The following is a 15,628-nucleotide window of genomic DNA, read 5'->3' as shown; positions in this document are numbered from 1 at the left end:
GGAGACTCAACCTTATGCAACCGAACCTTCACACGGCCTACACGAGCACCACTCAGGTCGGGTCCAGCCATAAGGTTCTGCGCAACACCTACGCGCTGCTGGCTCTGTCGATGATCCCGACCATCTTCGGCGCGGTGATCGGCACCAACATGAGCTTCGCGTTCATGGCGGGTAGCCCGATCATGTCCAGCCTGCTCATGCTCGCCGTGCTGTACGGCCTGATGTTCGCGATCGAGAAGAACCGCAACAGCTCGATGGGTGTCGTGCTGATGATGGTGTTCACCCTGTTCATGGGCCTGCTGCTCGGTCCCTTGCTGCAGGTCGCGCTCAGCCTGAAAAACGGCGCGCAACTGGTGATGATGGCAGGCGGCGCGACTTCGGTCGTGTTCTTCGCGATGGCCGGCATCGCCACCACCACCAAGCGTGACCTGTCGGGCCTCGGCCGCTTCCTGACCGTCGGCGCGATCGTGCTGATGGTCGCCGTCGTCGCCAACATCTTCCTGCAACTGCCCGCGCTGCAGCTGACGCTGGCTGCGGCGTTCGCACTGTTCAGCTCGCTGATGATCCTCTGGCAGGTCAAAATGATCGTCGACGGTGGCGAGACCAACTACATCTCCGCCGCGCTGACCATCTACATCGGTATCTACAACCTGTTCACCAGCCTGCTGCAACTGTTCATGGCCTTCGGTGGCGACCGCGACTAAGTTTGCGGTGCGTACAAAAAAGGCGGCCGCAGCCGCCTTTTTTCATGCTTTCAATCGGGCAGCCACACCGGCTGCCACCCCTCCTCCACCTGATACGCTTGCGAGAGCGCTACCCCCGGCACCGCCACCAGCTCGCCTCCCCGGTACAGTAGCGGCCAGCGTCCGCGCAAGCGCGGCAACATGCCCGCTTCCTGCAGCAACTGCTTGACTGCTCGCGTCCCCGCGCGCTGCACGAGGCGCTCGCCACCTGTGCGCGCGCGCAGCGACAGGCCACCCGAGAGCCAATCCAGCGGCAGGCCCGGCGACGCGGGCTCGATACTGAGGCTCCCCGCCTCACAGCGCAGCAGCTGATGACAGGCGAGCGGGGGAAGCTCCTGGCAGGCGGGCAACACGCGCTCGCGCAGCAGATGAATGCGACCGCGGTAATGCACCAGCGCGGCACCGGCAAGCTCGAGCGCGACCGCGCCGGTATGGCCGGCTTCAAGTGCACCTCGGAATGCCTCGAGCGCGGCGGGCGTCGGCAGGCCGAAACCGAGCGACGCGCACCAGTGCCGCAACAGCTCGCGCTGGCGCGGCGCGGACAAGGCGAGCAAGTTCACCACCGACAACGCCTCGCCATCCAGGCATGCGGCAAGGTCGGCCGCGGCGACTTCGTCCAGCACCGCGGCGGCGTCCGCCGCCAACTGCGCCGAACGCGCGAGATGCGCGCGGTAGTGCGGCAGAGCCTCGGCAAGCCCGGGCATCACCCGGTGACGCAGCAGGTTGCGCCGCCAGCGGGTATCCAGGTTGCTCTCGTCGTCGACCCATTCGATGCCGTGCATGTGTGCGTAAGCGACGAGTTCGTCGCGGGTACGCGCGAGCAGCGGCCGCCACAACGCGAGCGCGCCGTCCTGCCGCCACGCCGGCATCGCCGCGAGCGCGCGCACCCCGCCGCCGCGCAACAATTGCAGCAGCACGGTTTCGGACAGGTCGTCCTGATGGTGGGCGAGCACCACCGCGTCGGCCGTGCTTTCGCGATAGACACGGTAGCGCTCGCGGCGGGCGACGGCCTCGAGCGACTGGCCACCCTCGATCCGCACGGCTACCCGCCTGACGCGCAGTGGCACCTGCCACGCCGCGCACACGCGCTCGCAATGGACGGCCCACGCGTCGGCGTGCGGGCTCAAACCATGGTGTACATGCACGGCACTCAAGGCAAAGCCGCGCGTCTCCCGTGCGGCCACCAGAAGGTGCAACAGCACCATGGAGTCGACGCCACCGGAGAGCCCCACCTCCAAACGACACTGGCCGGACAATTCGTCCGGCCAGTTATCAGGAAGCAGGGCCCCGGCCTTACGCGGCCTCTTCCTTGTAGCGTCCATAGTCCATCAGGCGATCGAAACGCTGGCGCAGCAGCTCGTCGATGCCGCGCGACTGCAACTCCTTCAGCTCTTCCTGCAGCACCCGCTTGAGCGCGACCATCATCGCCGCGTGGTCACGGTGCGCGCCGCCGGCGGGCTCGTTCACCACCCGGTCGACCAGGCCGAGCGACTTCAGGCGGTGCGCGGTGATGCCCAGCGCCTCGGCCGCGTCGGCGGCCCGCTCTGCGGTCTTCCACAGGATGGACGCGCAGCCTTCCGGCGAGATCACCGAGTACGTCGAGTACTGCAGCATGTTCACGCAGTCGCCGACAGCAATCGCCAGCGCGCCGCCGGAGCCGCCCTCGCCGATCACCGTACAGATCACCGGCACGCGCAGCTTGGCCATCTCGTAGAGGTTGCGGCCGATCGCCTCGGACTGGCCGCGCTCCTCGGCGCCGATGCCCGGGTACGCGCCCGGGGTATCGATAAAGGTCATCACCGGCAGGCTGAACTTCTCGGCCAGCTTCATCAGGCGCAGCGCCTTGCGGTAGCCTTCTGGGCGCGGCATGCCGAAATTGCGCAGCAGCTTCTCCTTGGTGTCGCGCCCCTTCTGGTGGCCGATCACCACGACCGCCTGCCCGTTGAAACGGGCCAGCCCACCGACGATCGCAGCGTCGTCGGCAAATGCGCGGTCGCCGTGCAACTCGTGGAAGTCGGTGAACATCGCGCCGATATAGTCGAGCGAGTAAGGACGCTGCGGGTGGCGGGCGACCTGCGAGACCTGAGCGGGCGAGAGCTTGGCGTACAGGGCGCGGGTCAGTTCCTGGCTTTTCTTTTGCAGGCGCTCGATCTCCTCGGAGATGTCGAGCACCGAGTCGTCCTGCACGTAGCGCAACTCTTCTATCTTGTTCTCGAGCTCGGCAATCGGCTGCTCAAAATCGAGAAAGGTCGTCTTCATTGTTGCCATCTTCCCTATAAAGGCGAATCGGGCGATGATACCGCTGGCAGATAGCACACGTCATCATGCTTGTCGGACAAAATGCGTGCCGGGCAAAGCAAATTGCCGACTTGCGCTGTTTTTGGAAAATATTTTTCAAATGCGCCTTGCGTGAAAAAACAGCCTGTGTTTTAATGCCGTCCTCGCTGAACGACGCAGCATGTCGCAGTGAAGGGCGCTTAGCTCAGTTGGTAGAGCGTCTGCCTTACAAGCAGAATGTCGGCGGTTCGATCCCGTCAGCGCCCACCAGAAGGTCCATGGAGTGGTAGTTCAGTTGGTTAGAATACCGGCCTGTCACGCCGGGGGTCGCGGGTTCGAGTCCCGTCCACTCCGCCACACCTTCGCTACCGGTTTTCCGGGCGGTTAGTCTCAGTTGGTAGAGCACTGCCTTCACACGGCAGGGGTCGCTGGTTCGAGTCCAGTACCGCCCACCAGTTTTTTTGGAGTGGTAGTTCAGTTGGTTAGAATACCGGCCTGTCACGCCGGGGGTCGCGGGTTCGAGTCCCGTCCACTCCGCCAGCGATAATGTAGTACCGGATCGGGCGCTTAGCTCAGTTGGTAGAGCGTCTGCCTTACAAGCAGAATGTCGGCGGTTCGATCCCGTCAGCGCCCACCAAACAAGATGGTTCTGGAGTGGTAGTTCAGTTGGTTAGAATACCGGCCTGTCACGCCGGGGGTCGCGGGTTCGAGTCCCGTCCACTCCGCCAACCTCACGCATAGATTTCCGGGCGGTTAGTCTCAGTTGGTAGAGCACTGCCTTCACACGGCAGGGGTCGCTGGTTCGAGTCCAGTACCGCCCACCAGTTTTGGAGTGGTAGTTCAGTTGGTTAGAATACCGGCCTGTCACGCCGGGGGTCGCGGGTTCGAGTCCCGTCCACTCCGCCAACAACGCAAGCAGTACAAGGTCTGGGCGCTTAGCTCAGTTGGTAGAGCGTCTGCCTTACAAGCAGAATGTCGGCGGTTCGATCCCGTCAGCGCCCACCAGACAATTTGATTTTGGAGTGGTAGTTCAGTTGGTTAGAATACCGGCCTGTCACGCCGGGGGTCGCGGGTTCGAGTCCCGTCCACTCCGCCAGCCAGAAAGCCCTGCTTGCACGCAAGCAGGGCTTTTTCACGTCCCGCGCCGCCAAACCACGCAAGCGATAGAGGCACTGCATGGAAAACGCCACCCAACAAGCTCCGAGCGCCGACGAACTACTCGCCGGCACCGAAGCACAATCCGAGGCGGTGCTCGCCCTACCCGCAAGCGGCCAGACCGTGTTCGCGCTGGTGCGCAAGCTGCGCGGTCAGCGCGCGTCTTCCGACACCTTCCGCGTGCAGCTGCGCGCGTGCATGCGCCAGCATGGCGACGACTGGCAACTGCTCGACGGCGACGACGCGAAATGGTACGACACGCTCAACGGCGCGTGGGTGATCGCCGACCACGGCAGCCGCACGCTGCACTTCGGCCCCAAGGGCGGCATCCCGGTCAGCGAGACGCTCGCCGGACACGGTTTGCCCAGCTACTTGTTCGCGCAGACCATCCTGTGGGCGAAACAGCGCTACCCCGACTACGCCGTCGCCCGCATCCTGCTGCACCCTGACGAAGCCACCAACGAGGAAAGCCGGCTGCGCCGCAACAGCTTCTACGCGAGCCAGGGCTTCGACTTCGAGTGGTTCGACCACGAACAGCGCGCCGGTTGCTGCTTCAAGGGCCGTGCCGACCAGCTGCTCGCGGTATGGGACCTGCAGACGGTACGCGACTTGAGCTGCGAGGCGCTGATCGGCCTTGTCGCCGAGGAAAACACCCTGCGCGTCGAGGCGCAGGACGCGCGCGCGCGCATGGCCTCGCACAAGGAACACCTGGAGAGCCGATTCGAGCGCGAACGGATGATCAACCTGATCCTGACCGGCGTCACCTGCTTCGTGCTGACCATGGGGCTGATGGCCGCGCTCGGCGTCTAGCCGCGCACCCAGCTGCCGCTGGCGAACAGCACGTTGAGCGCCTCGGCAGCGGTCGGGTGTGCCAGCGGCAACTCGGCCAGCACCGCAGCGGGCAAGCCTGCATGCATCGCGACCTGCACCGCCGAGGTCACGTCCCCTGCACCGATCCCCAGCATCGCGAAACCCAGGATGCGCCCGTCGTCCTCGGCGAGCACCGCCTGCATCAAACCGCCCAGCTCCCCTTCCGACCACGCGCGGGTCACCGCGTGCATCGGCAACCGGCACACCCGCACCGCAACCCCCGCCTGGCGCGCCTCGGCTTCGGACAGGCCGATGCGCGCGTATTCGGGGTCGACAAAGGCGATGCGCGGCAGCACCCGCCCCGCGGTGGTCCGCAGCGGCGCACCATACAGCGACAGAGCGACACGCGCGTCGTCGCTGACCGCGTGCCCCGGCGTCGGGTACGCGGCGACGTCGCCCAATGCGTAGATGCCGTCGACCGAGCTTTTCAGCGTCTCGTCGACGACGATGCAGCCGTGCGCGTCAAGCCGCACGCCGACGGCCTCCAGGCCGATATTGCGGGTCAGCGGCTGGCGCGCGCCGGCAAGCAGGATGTCGCTCGCGTCGAGCTCGAACTGCTGCCGCCCCTGCTCGAGCGACAGCGTCACTCCCTCCCCGCTCAGCCCGGACACCCCGCCCACCCGGGTCGACGTCAGCAGCCTGACCCCCTCGTGGCGCAACTGCTGGGCGAGCGCGTCGGAAAACACCGTGTCCTCGAAACGGGCGACCCGCTCGTGCTCGTCGAGCAGCGTGACCTCGGCGCCCAGCGCCGCGAAGGCCTGCGCGTACGCCATGCCGCCGAAGCTCGCGCCCAGGATCACCAGTTGCGGCGGCACCCGGGTCAGGCGGAACAGTTCGCGCGGCGTCAGCGGGCACGCGCCGGACAGTCCGGGGATATCAGGCGTGGCCACCGTGGTGCCGGTGGCGATAAAGACGCGCCGCGTGCGGATGCGGCGGAAGGTGCCGTCGGCGAGCGCGACTTCGACGCGGTCGGGCGCGATCAGCCTGCCCTGCCCGATCACGAGTTCGACGCGGTCGGCCGGCCACAGCGCGAGGTCGTGCGAGCGGGCGGCGCTGACGGTGGCACCGACCGCCGCGAACAAACGGCCCAGGTCGACGCTGGCGTCCCCCAGCCCGACGCCGCAACCCTCGCCGCGCCGGATCTGGCGCGCGATCCGCGCGGCACGAACCAGCATCGCGTCGGGCAGGCAGGCAACGTTGAGGGTCGCCCCACCGAAGGCGTGGTATTCGATCAGGATGCCCTGCTGCCCGAGACGGGCAAGGTCGCATGCAAGGCGGCGCCCGGCAAGGCCGCCGCCCAGCACGACGAATTCGACAGGCGGCAGCATGCCCATGTCCGTTCGCTCCCCGCTGAAGTCCATCCATCGAGACTAGCAGCTGGCAGTCGGCGCCGCGCCCTGATAGCGTGTTCAAGATCCCGCGAGCGAGGGCGAGGCAAGGCGAAAACGGCTGAGAAAGCGGAATGTACAGCTTGTACACGAGCATTTCGAAACCGTTGAGGGCGCCGTATCGCTGATGCGCAGCAGATCGTGCACAGGTTCTTATAGCGCGAACGTCCCCTGCGCGAGCATGTAAAGCGCCGAGCACGCACCAAGCACCACCAGCGCGGCGAACACCTGCTCGTGCGCTCCGGCAAACACCGGCAGGCCGCGTTCGCGGCGGGCCTGCCAGAAGAAGCCCAGCGCCGGCACGTAGAGGATCATCGACAGCAGCAGGTAGGACATCCCGCCCGCGTAGATCAGCCACAACCCGTAGGCAGTGCCCAGCGCGGTGACCGCCAGCATACCGCCCCGCCCTGATGGCGCGCCCAGCGCGAGCTTCAGCCCGAACGCCGCGCACAGGAAGTACGGGATCAGCGCCATCGACGAGGCGAGCTGGATCAGGATGTTGTAGCCGGCCTCGTTGAAATGGTTGATCACCAAGAGGCAGCCGATCAGGCCGTTGGTCAGCCACAGCGCGTTGGCCGGCGTGCCGTTCGCGTTGAGGCGGCCGAACAGCGCGGGCGCGGTGTGCTTGTCCCCGCGCGCGGCCAAGTAAAGCATCTCGCTGGAGATCAGCGACCACGCGAGGAAGGCGCCGCCGACCGACAGGATCAGGCCGATATTGACCAGCGCCCCGCCCCACGGGCCAACCGCGCGCGCCATCACCGCCGCCATCGACGGGTTCTTCATCGCCGCCAGTTCCTCTTGCGGGACGACCCCCAGCGACAGCACCGACACGCAGACAAACAGGCCGATGGTGATCAGAAAGCCCAGCAGCGTGGCGCGGCTGACGGTGGCCATGTCGCGTGCGCGGTTCGCGTACACCGTCGCGCACTCGATGCCGAGGAACACCCACACCGTGTACAACATGGTGGTCTTCACCTGGTCGGCGATGCTGCCCAGTTCGGGACTGCCCCAGAAGTCGAGGTTGAACGTCTCGACGCGGAAGGCGAGCCCGACGCAGACGATGAAGAGGCCGATCGGTACCACCTTGGCGATGGTGACCACCGTATTGAGGATCGCCGCCGAACGTACGCCCATCAGCACGAAGCCGTGCATCAGCGCGAGCACCACGAGGCCGCCGACCATCGCCGGCAAGGTGGTGCCATCGCCAAAGAAGGAGAGCGCGCCGAACGAGCCCAAGGCGCTGAACATCACCACCAGGTAGCCGGTGCTGCCTATCCATACCGACATCCAGTAGCCCCAGGCGGCGCTGAACCCCAGATACTCGCCGAAGCCCTGCCTTGCGTAGCCGTATACGCCGTCGGTGATGTCCGGCCGGCTAAGCGTCAGCCACTGGAAGATGCGCGTCAGCGCGAACATGCCGACGAAAGTGATGGCCCACGCGATCAGGATCGCGCCGGCGCCGGCGCCTTCCGCCATGTTCTGCGGCAGCGCGAACACCCCGCTGCCGACAATCGCCCCGACCACCAGCCCTGTCAGCGCCAGCGTCCCCAGTTTGCCCTGTTGCGATGCCATGATCGCCCCCTTACGCAATGAAAATTCCGGGTGGCAGCCAGCCTGGGCTACGGCTACCACAGTCTGTTCTTCGCAATATTATGTCGCCATATCGTACATCAGACGCCACGAATGTTCAAAAACGACCGTTGACCGAGGTCAATCTCGATCGGATTCGCGCAAAAGCGCGCATTTGCTTTGCACGTGCGAGGAGGCAGGGCACAATGCCGGCAGAGTAAACAGGCAGGCGGGACGCATGAAAGAAATCCACTGGCTGGCCGACAGCCTGGGCAAGGTGTTCGACCACCTCGAGCAGCCGGTCACCATCGTCGACGCAGGCGGGGTGTTCGTCTATTACAACCGCGCCAGCGCGCGCATGGACGGCGTCGACCCCAAGGGCATCATCGGCCGCCATGTGCTCGAGGTCAGCCCGTGGCTGAAGGCCGAGGACAGCACCTTGCTGCGCTGTGTGGAGGACGGGCAGCGCTTTGTCGACAACTACCAGGCTTATAGCGGCGCCGGCGGCGAACTGCTGCACTATGTGCACAGCGCGCAACCGCTGACCGGCCGCGACGGCGCCATCATCGGCGCGATCGAGATCGGCCGCATCGAACGGCCGCCCGAAGCCCGCGGCCGCGCCGAGAAGGCGCCGGAAATCGTCGGCGGACACCCGGCGCTCACCGCGCAACTGGACGCGGTCGACACTTTCGCCGCGTGCGAGCTGCCCATCCTGATCCACGGCGAGACCGGCACCGGCAAGGAGCTGTTCGCGCGGCGCGCGCACGCGGCCAGCCCGCGCGCGCACCTGCCCATGCTGTGCCTCAATTGCGCGGCAGTGCCGGAGAACCTGATCGAGAGCACGCTGTTCGGCACCACCCGCGGCGCGTTCACCGGCGCCGAAAACCGCAAGGGGCTGTTCTCGCTGGCCGACGGCGGCACGCTGTTCCTCGACGAGATCAACTCGATGCCGATCGCGCTGCAGAGCAAGCTGCTGCGCGTGTTGCAGGACGGCAGCTTCCTGCCGCTGGGCGCCGAGAAGCCGCTGCGCACCGACGTGCGGCTGATCGCCGCGCTCAACCAGACGCCGCTTGCCGCCGTGCGCGAAGGCCGCCTGCGCGAAGACCTCTACTACCGGCTCAACGTCGGCGTGGTCGCGATCCCGCCGCTGCGCAAGCGCGCAAGCGACGTTGCACTGCTCGCGCGCCGCTTCGTCGCCCGTTACGCGCCGCAGCTGAACCCGCGGGTGACGTCGATTAGCCAGGAAGCGCTGGACGCGCTGATGGCGCACGACTGGCCGGGCAACGTGCGCGAGCTGGAGAACGTGATCCGGCGCAGCCTGCTGCTCGCGCGCGACCAGGGCAGCGTACTGGCGCGGCTCTGCTTCAACGAGGACGCGCTGCCCTCGCCCGGCCCCCTGCCGGCCGTGCTCGCGCCCGTCCGCCAGAGGGGCGAAAGCCTGCGCGAACAGCTGGCCAGCTTCGAGAGCCGCCTGCTGCAGGACGCGCTCGCCGAACACGCGGGCAACCTCTCGGCTGCCGCCCGCGCGCTGAAGTTGCCGCGCACCACGCTGATCTCCCGGTTGGCAAGACTGGGGATCGCTGCCGATGCCAGCGCCGATGGACAAGCCACCGCAGGCTCGCCAAAATGGCACGCCCCTCCACCGGAGTCCGACCGATGACCGAACAGGACGCGCCCGGCCTCGCGCTGTACCGGGCCTTGCAGACGGCGTTCGACCACTTCAACCGCACGCTGTTTGCCGGCGAGCTGCCGCATTGCGTGATCACCCTGCGCGCCGCGCGCACCCGCTACGGCCACCACCAGCCCGCGCGCTTTTCGGGCGCGCACGACGAGCGACTCGACGAGATCGCGCTCAACCCTGGCTACTTCGCGTTGCGCCCGCTCGACGAAGTGCTCTCGACGCTGGTGCACGAGATGGTCCACCACTGGCAGGAAAACCTCGGCAAGCCGACCCGCTCGAACCACCACAACGGCGAGTGGGCCGCCAAGATGCAGGAGGTCGGCCTGATGCCCTCGAGCACCGGCGCGCCCGGCGGCGACACCGGCGGCAACCGGGTCAGCCACTACATCATCGAAGGCGGCGCCTTCCAGGAAGCCTGCCGCGCGCTGCTCGCCCAGGGCTTCAGCCTGCCTGTCTACGACCGCCACGCGCCGGAGGCGCCCCAGGCGGTGCTCGCGCGCGTCGAGGCCCGCTTCGACCCGGTCTCCCCGCCGCCGCCGGACGGGATGAACGACATCGCACCGTGGACACCGCCCCCGCCGCCGGCAGCCCCCGAGGCGCAGGCGCCGCTGGCCGCCGCCGAAGCCGAAGGCCGCGCCCTGCCCATCGTCGCGCCGCCACCGCCCAGGCCCAGCAACCGGCAGCGCCTCGCCTGCCCGGGCTGCCAGGCGAGCGCCTGGATCTCGCGGGGCGACGTCGCGCTGATCTGCGCGCGCTGTGCGCTGCCGCTGGAGCCGGTATAAAACTACAAATAAAAAAACGATGGCGGGCTTGAAGTTTGCATTTCCGACATAAACTGTCGGATTAGACTTTACGCACTCCGCCGCACGCAAACGAGAAGAGGACAGCTTGTGAGCACAGAACAGCCCAACTACCAGCCGGTTTCCGAACGCATCCGCGAGCGCATCCGCCAGAGCGGCCGGCGCTTCCACGCCAACGACAATATCGCCGACTTCATCGAGGGCGAAGAGCTGACCGACCTGCAACAGGAAGTCGAGGCTCGCATGGGCGAAGTGCTGCGCAGCCTGGTGATCGACATCGACAGCGACCACAACACGCAGGAAACCGCGCGGCGCGTCGCCAAGATGTACATGCAGGAAGTGTTCCGCGGCCGCTACGTGAAGGCGCCGCCGGTCACCGAGTTCCCGAACGCCGAGCACCTGAACGAACTGATGATCGTCGGTCCCATCACCGTGCGCAGCGCGTGCTCGCACCACCTGTGCCCGATCATCGGCCGGGTATGGATAGGCGTGATGCCCAACGAGCACTCCAACCTGATCGGCTTGTCCAAGTACGCGCGGCTGGCCGAGTGGGTGATGAGCCGCCCGCAGATCCAGGAAGAGGCGGTGATCCAGCTGGCCGACCTGCTGCAGGAGAAGATGAACCCGGATGGCCTCGCCATCGTGATGGAGGCCGACCACTTCTGCATGCACTGGCGCGGCGTGCGCGACAGCGACTCCAAGATGATCAACAGCGTGATGCGCGGCGCCTTCCTGAAGAACCCGGCGCTCAGGCGCGAATTCCTGTCGCTGCTGCCCGGCCGCAAGGGCTGAACATCGGCAGCCCCACCCTTTAAGAGGAGAACCCCATGCTCGTCCGACTGCTTTACGCCAGCCGCGCGGTCCAGCCGCACACCCAGGAATTGCTCGACAGCATCCTCGCCCAGTCGCACACGCACAACCCGGCGCTCGGCATCACCGGCATCCTCTGCTTTAGCGGCGACATCTTCATGCAGGTGCTCGAGGGCAGCCGCCAGGAGGTATGCAAGCTCTACAACACCATCGCGGCCGACCCGCGCCATCACGGCGTCGAGCTGTTGTGCTTCGAGGAGATCGACCAGCGCCGCTTCGCCAACTGGACGATGGGTCAGGTCAACCTGGCCAAGGTCAACCCCTCGCTGCTGTTGCGCTACTCGGCCAAGCCCGAGCTCGACCCGTTCTCGATCAGCGGCCGCGCGTCGATGGCGCTGCTCGACGAGCTGATCGCCAACGCTGCCATTGTCGGCCGCGTAGGCTAAAGCCTGCCCACTCGCGTCGGCGCATCCCGCCGGCGCGTACCCTCCTCTCCCTGCTTTCCTCCTCTGCTGTTGCCTATCGGCAACGGCTGCGCTCGCCTGCGCCTTATGATGCTTGCCGCATTTTGATTTTAGGTGCAGAATTCAAAACAGGAGGAAACAGCATGACCGAACACACCCACGGCGGCGCCCGCGTCGGCGCCGGCCGCAAGAAAGGCAGCGGCCGTTTCGGCGAGCAAGGCCCGCTGGTACAGATCCGCGTTCCCGAGCAGGACAAGGGCGCGGTGATCGACTTTGTCGAGCGGCGGATCGCCGCGCGCAGCCTGCGCCTTGCCGGCGCGGCGCGCCAGGTGCCGCCCTACCCTGCCCGCCTGCTGCCTGCACCGCTGACCGAGGCGGCCAACGTGCCTGTCTTCGCGAGCAAGGTGCGCGCGGGCCTGCCCAGCCCGGCCGACGACCATGTCGACGACTACGTCGACCTCAACGCGCTGCTGCTGACCGGCGAGCGCTTCATGGTGCGTGTCGAGGGCGACTCGATGACCGGCGCCGGCATCGACGAGGGCGACCTTCTGGTGATCGACCCCCGCCGCACCGCGCGCGACGGCGACATCGTGCTCGCGGGCGTCGACGGCGAGCCGACCGTCAAGCGCCTGCAAAGGCGGGACGGCCGCGTCGTGTTGTTGCCGGAAAACGCGCGCTATGCGCCGATCGTGCTCGCACCGCACCAGGAGTTGACGGTGTGGGGCGTGGTCTGCGGCTGCGTCAAACAGTTCTGAACCTGCACAAGCCGAGGACGAAGCGATGACCCCCTCTCTTGCCTACACCGCCCAGCCTGGCGCACGCCGCCGCCCGCGCAAGCAGGGGGGGCTGCGTCCCCGCCTGATGGTCGCCTTGCTGCTGTTGCTGGCGGCGAGCCTGTTGTTTGCCGCCGGCACGCCCAAACCCGACAAGCTGGTCTTGCGCGCGGCCGATCTGGGCGAGCGCTGGCCGCTGACGCTGACCGGCGGCACGCTGGGCTGCGACGATGGCGGCGCGATCACGCTGACCGGCGACGATAACGTCAGCTACGCGCTCAACGACCGCGCGGTCGCCGCCGGCTACCCGGCACCGCTGAAGGTGTGGAAGTACGACGATTCGATCGGCGGGGTGAACATGCCGCTCGCCCCGCTGATCGAGATCGGCAGGCCCCTGTGCCGGGGCGACGCGAGCTAACGCCACTCGGTCAGCGAGACGCCGAGCCCGATGCCCTTGTTGTGGAAGTTGTAGTTCTGCAGCGAGTCGCCCCAGCCGTTGAACGCCTGCACGTAACCGTGCAGGTTGCCCGAAATCGGGAATGCCCACTCGAACTGGAAGAACGAACGGTTCGGCGTGCTGCTGCCGAATTTGAGGTTGTTGCGCCAGGTCAGCGAGAACACGTTGTTGCGCCAGGGGTAGACGGCTACCGTCTCCATGCGCCCGACAAAATCGCTGATGTCCGGGTTGTTGTCGCCGCTGCCGCTCTCCGGGATGCGCCACCATGGCTTGACGATCACCGACAAGTCTCCCGAGGTCAGGCCGAAGCTTGCGTACAGGCGGTTCCACGAGCGCGACAGCGGATTGGTCTCGCCATTGCTCTGGTGGACTGCGCCGACGTTGACCATCCTGAGCCTCAGCCAGTCAGGCCCCGCCTCGACCGGAAAGGTCGCCCATACTTCCGGCTGGTAGTCCGTTTCGCGGAAGGGCGAAGAGTTCTGGCTGTCGTACGCCTGCCAGAACGCCTGCTGGGTATACGCGGCCCACAGGTCAACTTCCGACCCCAGCATGTCCTGCCATAGCTTGGTCTTGAGCGAGAGCTGGAACTTGAGCTCGGTACGGTCGTAGTCCTGGTCGCCGCGCTGCGAGCAGTTGAGCGGGTTGAGCGAACAGGGGTCGTTGTTGATCCGCTCGCGCCACGACAGGGGCAGGATGTATACCGGCTGGTAAGGCTTGATCTTGAAGGTGCCGTCCTTGAACTGCGGCTCGAGCTGCCAACGGCGGGAGAATGACTCGGCACCCAGGCCGGCCAGGTTGCCCCAGCTGTCCCGCCCAGCCTCCTCGCCACCTGCCGGCGCCTGCAGTTCAGGCAGGCTGGGCGCGGCCGATCCGGCCGTCGCACCGCCTGAGGCGGGGAGCGGCGGCGCCGGCAAACGGCCGGCTACCCGGTCGTAGCAGGCCAGTCGCGCCTCCGCGTCGCCCATGAGCGTGCACTCGGCCAGCCCCCCTGCCATCACGGGCGCAGCCGCCCCCACCATCAGCCAGGCCAAGCCCCTTAGCCGCACCATGCTTTCCCCTTGCACCAACGCTAACAATGCATCAAGCGTAGCAAAAACTAGCCATTTTGCTTTTTCAAGCGTATTTGGTTTTTATTTGTCATTACGAGTTCAACTACCGTCTTCCAGGTAGTCGATCCGGCCGTCGAGCACCGCGGCACGCAGCGCCTGATAGTCGCGGGTGTTCTGCGCCGCGTAATCGACCGCGAATTCGGCAATTGCCTCGGCAAGGTCGCCCCCCTTGCCGATGTAGCCGGCGATCAGCGCCGCGTCGCCCGAACGCGCGTGCGCACGCGCCAGCGCCCAGCCCGTGTTGCGGGCAAAGCCCAGCATATGATCCGGGTCGAAGATCTCGACCATCGGCTTGACCTTGACGTCGCGCAGCTGCCGCACGTAGACATGGCGGCCGGCAACGCCGACGAAGTGGCCGAGGAAGACGTCGGACGCCCCCTGCATCAGCCGCTGGCCGAACACCACGCGCTCGCCCTCGCTGCCGAACGGCTCGACGTCGACGTAGGGCGCGAGCACCGACGGCCTCGCCTCTTTCGCCTGCAAGAACAAGGGGTCGTCCTCGGCGGCAAAAAACAGGCACACCACGCACAGGGTGCCAACGCTGCCGACGCCGACCACCTTGATCGCGGCGTCGGCAAGTTCGTAGCGGTCGAACAAGAGGCGCCGCTCCGGCGGCAAGGACGCACGGTAGCGTGCCAGGTTCTCGCGGATGGTTTCATCGAAGTCTTCGCGCTGCCATTCCTGCGGGTGGAAGATCAAGGGCGGAGCGTCGCGGATGCGCGGCGTGCCCGCGTCGATCTGGCCGAGCTTGACGAACTCGGTCGCGCTGTCGTGCGCAAGCGCCTTGTCCAGCACCTTGCGCCGCCGCTTGCGCAGCATCTCGTCCTCGGTCTGCTCGATCAGCACCTCGTAGTCGAGGTCGCTATACCAGGCCTTGAGCGCCGGCATCTCCATCAGCTCGCGCAGCTTGTCGCGGTAACACTGCACCACGCGGCGTGCGGCGGCGCGGGCGTCCGACGCCTTGTGCCCGTTGTGCAGACTGGCGATCACGAAGCTCGCCGCCAGCCGCTTGAGGTCCCACTCCCACGGCGCGGGGTAGGTCTCGTCGAAGTCGTTGATGTCGAAGATCACGCGCCGCTCGGGCGTCGCGAACGCGCCGAAGTTCATCAGGTGGCAGTCGCCGCACGACTGCACCGCGACGCCGGTCACCGGCGTGCGTGCAAGGTCAGCCGCCATGATCGCCGCGGCGCCGCGGTAGAAGGCGAACTCGGACGCGAGCATCCGCCCCCAGCGGATCGGCAGCAGCGCAGGGTCCCGCCCCTCGCAGGAGGCGAGCAGCAGCTCGACCGGGTCGGCGCGCCCCGCGGGCGGCGTAAAGCCTGCGTGCGCCTCGCGCGGGGTGGATACCCTGAGCGCGCGGCCGGCCTCGTAGCGCTCCTTGCGCGTGCGCAGGTGGGCGGGCTTTTTGAGATATGCCGCGTCCAGCGGAACCCGATAGGCTCCGCTGTCGACGGAAGGGGTGCGGTCGGTGTTGCGTCGCTGGCGCATGGCGGGCCTCCTGCTGGCAGAGTGTCGCCGCACTCAAGACGGCG

14 protein-coding genes and 10 tRNA genes are annotated in these 15,628 nt (G+C 66.8%); 18 read left to right on the top strand and 6 right to left on the bottom strand.

What is annotated here, in order from left to right:
- The first annotated feature begins 14 nt into the window (after window positions 1-14).
- Entirely contained in the window at window positions 15-704 is a 690-nt protein-coding gene (locus tag GZH52_RS09775) for a Bax inhibitor-1/YccA family protein (RefSeq protein ID WP_163316275.1), read from the top strand.
- A gap of 50 nt (window positions 705-754) precedes the next feature.
- On the opposite strand, the gene tilS is transcribed toward GZH52_RS09775, so the two are convergent.
- Together tilS and GZH52_RS09765 are read right to left on the bottom strand one after the other, a co-directional pair.
- Complete coding sequence (gene tilS, locus GZH52_RS09770; protein ID WP_203525698.1) at window positions 755-2,065, bottom strand: tRNA lysidine(34) synthetase TilS; 1,311 nt, start codon at window positions 2,063-2,065, stop codon at window positions 755-757.
- Complete coding sequence (locus tag GZH52_RS09765; RefSeq protein WP_136551726.1) at window positions 2,037-3,002, bottom strand: acetyl-CoA carboxylase carboxyltransferase subunit alpha; 966 nt, start codon at window positions 3,000-3,002, stop codon at window positions 2,037-2,039. Before GZH52_RS09765 ends, tilS begins: the two co-directional genes overlap by 29 nt.
- 212 nt (window positions 3,003-3,214) lie before the next feature.
- On the opposite strand from GZH52_RS09765, the gene GZH52_RS09760 reads away from it, so the two are divergent.
- The 11 genes from GZH52_RS09760 (at window position 3,215) to GZH52_RS09710 (ending at window position 4,985) form a co-directional block, all read left to right on the top strand.
- A tRNA-Val gene (locus GZH52_RS09760) sits at window positions 3,215-3,290 on the top strand.
- 10 nt (window positions 3,291-3,300) lie between these two features.
- A tRNA-Asp gene (locus GZH52_RS09755) sits at window positions 3,301-3,377 on the top strand.
- Window positions 3,378-3,398: 21 nt separating this feature from the next.
- Window positions 3,399-3,475, top strand: a tRNA-Val gene (locus tag GZH52_RS09750).
- A gap of 8 nt (window positions 3,476-3,483) precedes the next feature.
- A tRNA-Asp gene (locus GZH52_RS09745) sits at window positions 3,484-3,560 on the top strand.
- Between the two features lie 21 nt (window positions 3,561-3,581).
- Window positions 3,582-3,657 (top strand) — tRNA-Val (locus GZH52_RS09740).
- A gap of 14 nt (window positions 3,658-3,671) precedes the next feature.
- Window positions 3,672-3,748 (top strand) — tRNA-Asp (locus tag GZH52_RS09735).
- A gap of 19 nt (window positions 3,749-3,767) precedes the next feature.
- Window positions 3,768-3,844, top strand: a tRNA-Val gene (locus GZH52_RS09730).
- Between the two features lie 5 nt (window positions 3,845-3,849).
- A tRNA-Asp gene (locus tag GZH52_RS09725) sits at window positions 3,850-3,926 on the top strand.
- Between the two features lie 23 nt (window positions 3,927-3,949).
- A tRNA-Val gene (locus tag GZH52_RS09720) sits at window positions 3,950-4,025 on the top strand.
- Window positions 4,026-4,039: 14 nt separating this feature from the next.
- A tRNA-Asp gene (locus GZH52_RS09715) sits at window positions 4,040-4,116 on the top strand.
- Between the two features lie 80 nt (window positions 4,117-4,196).
- Window positions 4,197-4,985 (top strand): hypothetical protein, encoded by a 789-nt coding sequence (locus GZH52_RS09710; protein WP_163316274.1) that lies wholly within the window; start codon window positions 4,197-4,199, stop codon window positions 4,983-4,985.
- On the opposite strand, the gene GZH52_RS09705 is transcribed toward GZH52_RS09710, so the two are convergent.
- Together GZH52_RS09705 and GZH52_RS09700 are read right to left on the bottom strand one after the other, a co-directional pair.
- A complete protein-coding gene (locus tag GZH52_RS09705) occupies window positions 4,982-6,373 on the bottom strand; it encodes a dihydrolipoyl dehydrogenase family protein (RefSeq protein WP_163316273.1) in 1,392 nt (463 codons plus the stop codon). The genes GZH52_RS09710 and GZH52_RS09705 overlap by 4 nt on opposite strands.
- 213 nt (window positions 6,374-6,586) lie before the next feature.
- Window positions 6,587-8,005 carry a basic amino acid/polyamine antiporter gene (locus GZH52_RS09700; RefSeq protein ID WP_203525697.1) on the bottom strand — a complete coding sequence of 473 codons (1,419 nt, stop codon included), beginning with the start codon at window positions 8,003-8,005 and terminating at the stop codon, window positions 6,587-6,589.
- Between the two features lie 235 nt (window positions 8,006-8,240).
- Here GZH52_RS09700 and GZH52_RS09695 point away from each other — a divergent pair, with 235 nt between their 5' ends.
- From GZH52_RS09695 to GZH52_RS09670, 6 genes are all read left to right on the top strand, one after another.
- Window positions 8,241-9,662: a sigma-54 interaction domain-containing protein gene (locus GZH52_RS09695; RefSeq protein ID WP_163316272.1), complete on the top strand. Its 1,422-nt coding sequence runs from the start codon at window positions 8,241-8,243 to the stop codon at window positions 9,660-9,662.
- Entirely contained in the window at window positions 9,659-10,465 is an 807-nt protein-coding gene (locus tag GZH52_RS09690; protein ID WP_163316271.1) for a SprT-like domain-containing protein, read from the top strand. Before GZH52_RS09695 ends, GZH52_RS09690 begins: the two co-directional genes overlap by 4 nt.
- A 108-nt stretch (window positions 10,466-10,573) precedes the next feature.
- Window positions 10,574-11,275, top strand: a complete 702-nt coding sequence (gene folE, locus GZH52_RS09685; RefSeq protein ID WP_163316270.1) for a GTP cyclohydrolase I — start codon at window positions 10,574-10,576, stop codon at window positions 11,273-11,275.
- A gap of 35 nt (window positions 11,276-11,310) precedes the next feature.
- A complete protein-coding gene (locus GZH52_RS09680; RefSeq protein ID WP_163316269.1) occupies window positions 11,311-11,739 on the top strand; it encodes a BLUF domain-containing protein in 429 nt (142 codons plus the stop codon).
- Between the two features lie 161 nt (window positions 11,740-11,900).
- Window positions 11,901-12,512 carry a LexA family protein gene (locus tag GZH52_RS09675; RefSeq protein ID WP_163316268.1) on the top strand — a complete coding sequence of 204 codons (612 nt, stop codon included), beginning with the start codon at window positions 11,901-11,903 and terminating at the stop codon, window positions 12,510-12,512.
- Between the two features lie 25 nt (window positions 12,513-12,537).
- Window positions 12,538-12,948, top strand: a complete 411-nt coding sequence (locus GZH52_RS09670) for a DUF2511 domain-containing protein (protein WP_163316267.1) — start codon at window positions 12,538-12,540, stop codon at window positions 12,946-12,948.
- Here the strand turns inward: GZH52_RS09670 and GZH52_RS09665 are convergent.
- Both GZH52_RS09665 and GZH52_RS09660 read right to left on the bottom strand, forming a co-directional pair.
- Window positions 12,945-14,036: a phospholipase A gene (locus tag GZH52_RS09665; protein ID WP_163316266.1), complete on the bottom strand. Its 1,092-nt coding sequence runs from the start codon at window positions 14,034-14,036 to the stop codon at window positions 12,945-12,947. The two genes, GZH52_RS09670 and GZH52_RS09665, sit on opposite strands and share 4 nt — an antisense overlap.
- A gap of 99 nt (window positions 14,037-14,135) precedes the next feature.
- Entirely contained in the window at window positions 14,136-15,584 is a 1,449-nt protein-coding gene (locus tag GZH52_RS09660) for a DUF2252 domain-containing protein (RefSeq protein WP_163316265.1), read from the bottom strand.
- Window positions 15,585-15,628: the final 44 nt, after the last annotated feature.

Source organism: Crenobacter caeni (genome assembly GCF_010435965.1).
GTDB classification, from domain to species: Bacteria; Pseudomonadota; Gammaproteobacteria; order Burkholderiales; family Chromobacteriaceae; genus Craterilacuibacter; species Craterilacuibacter caeni.
The sequence above is the reverse complement of the archived record's forward strand: the minus strand, read 5'-3'. Positions and strand labels throughout refer to the sequence as shown.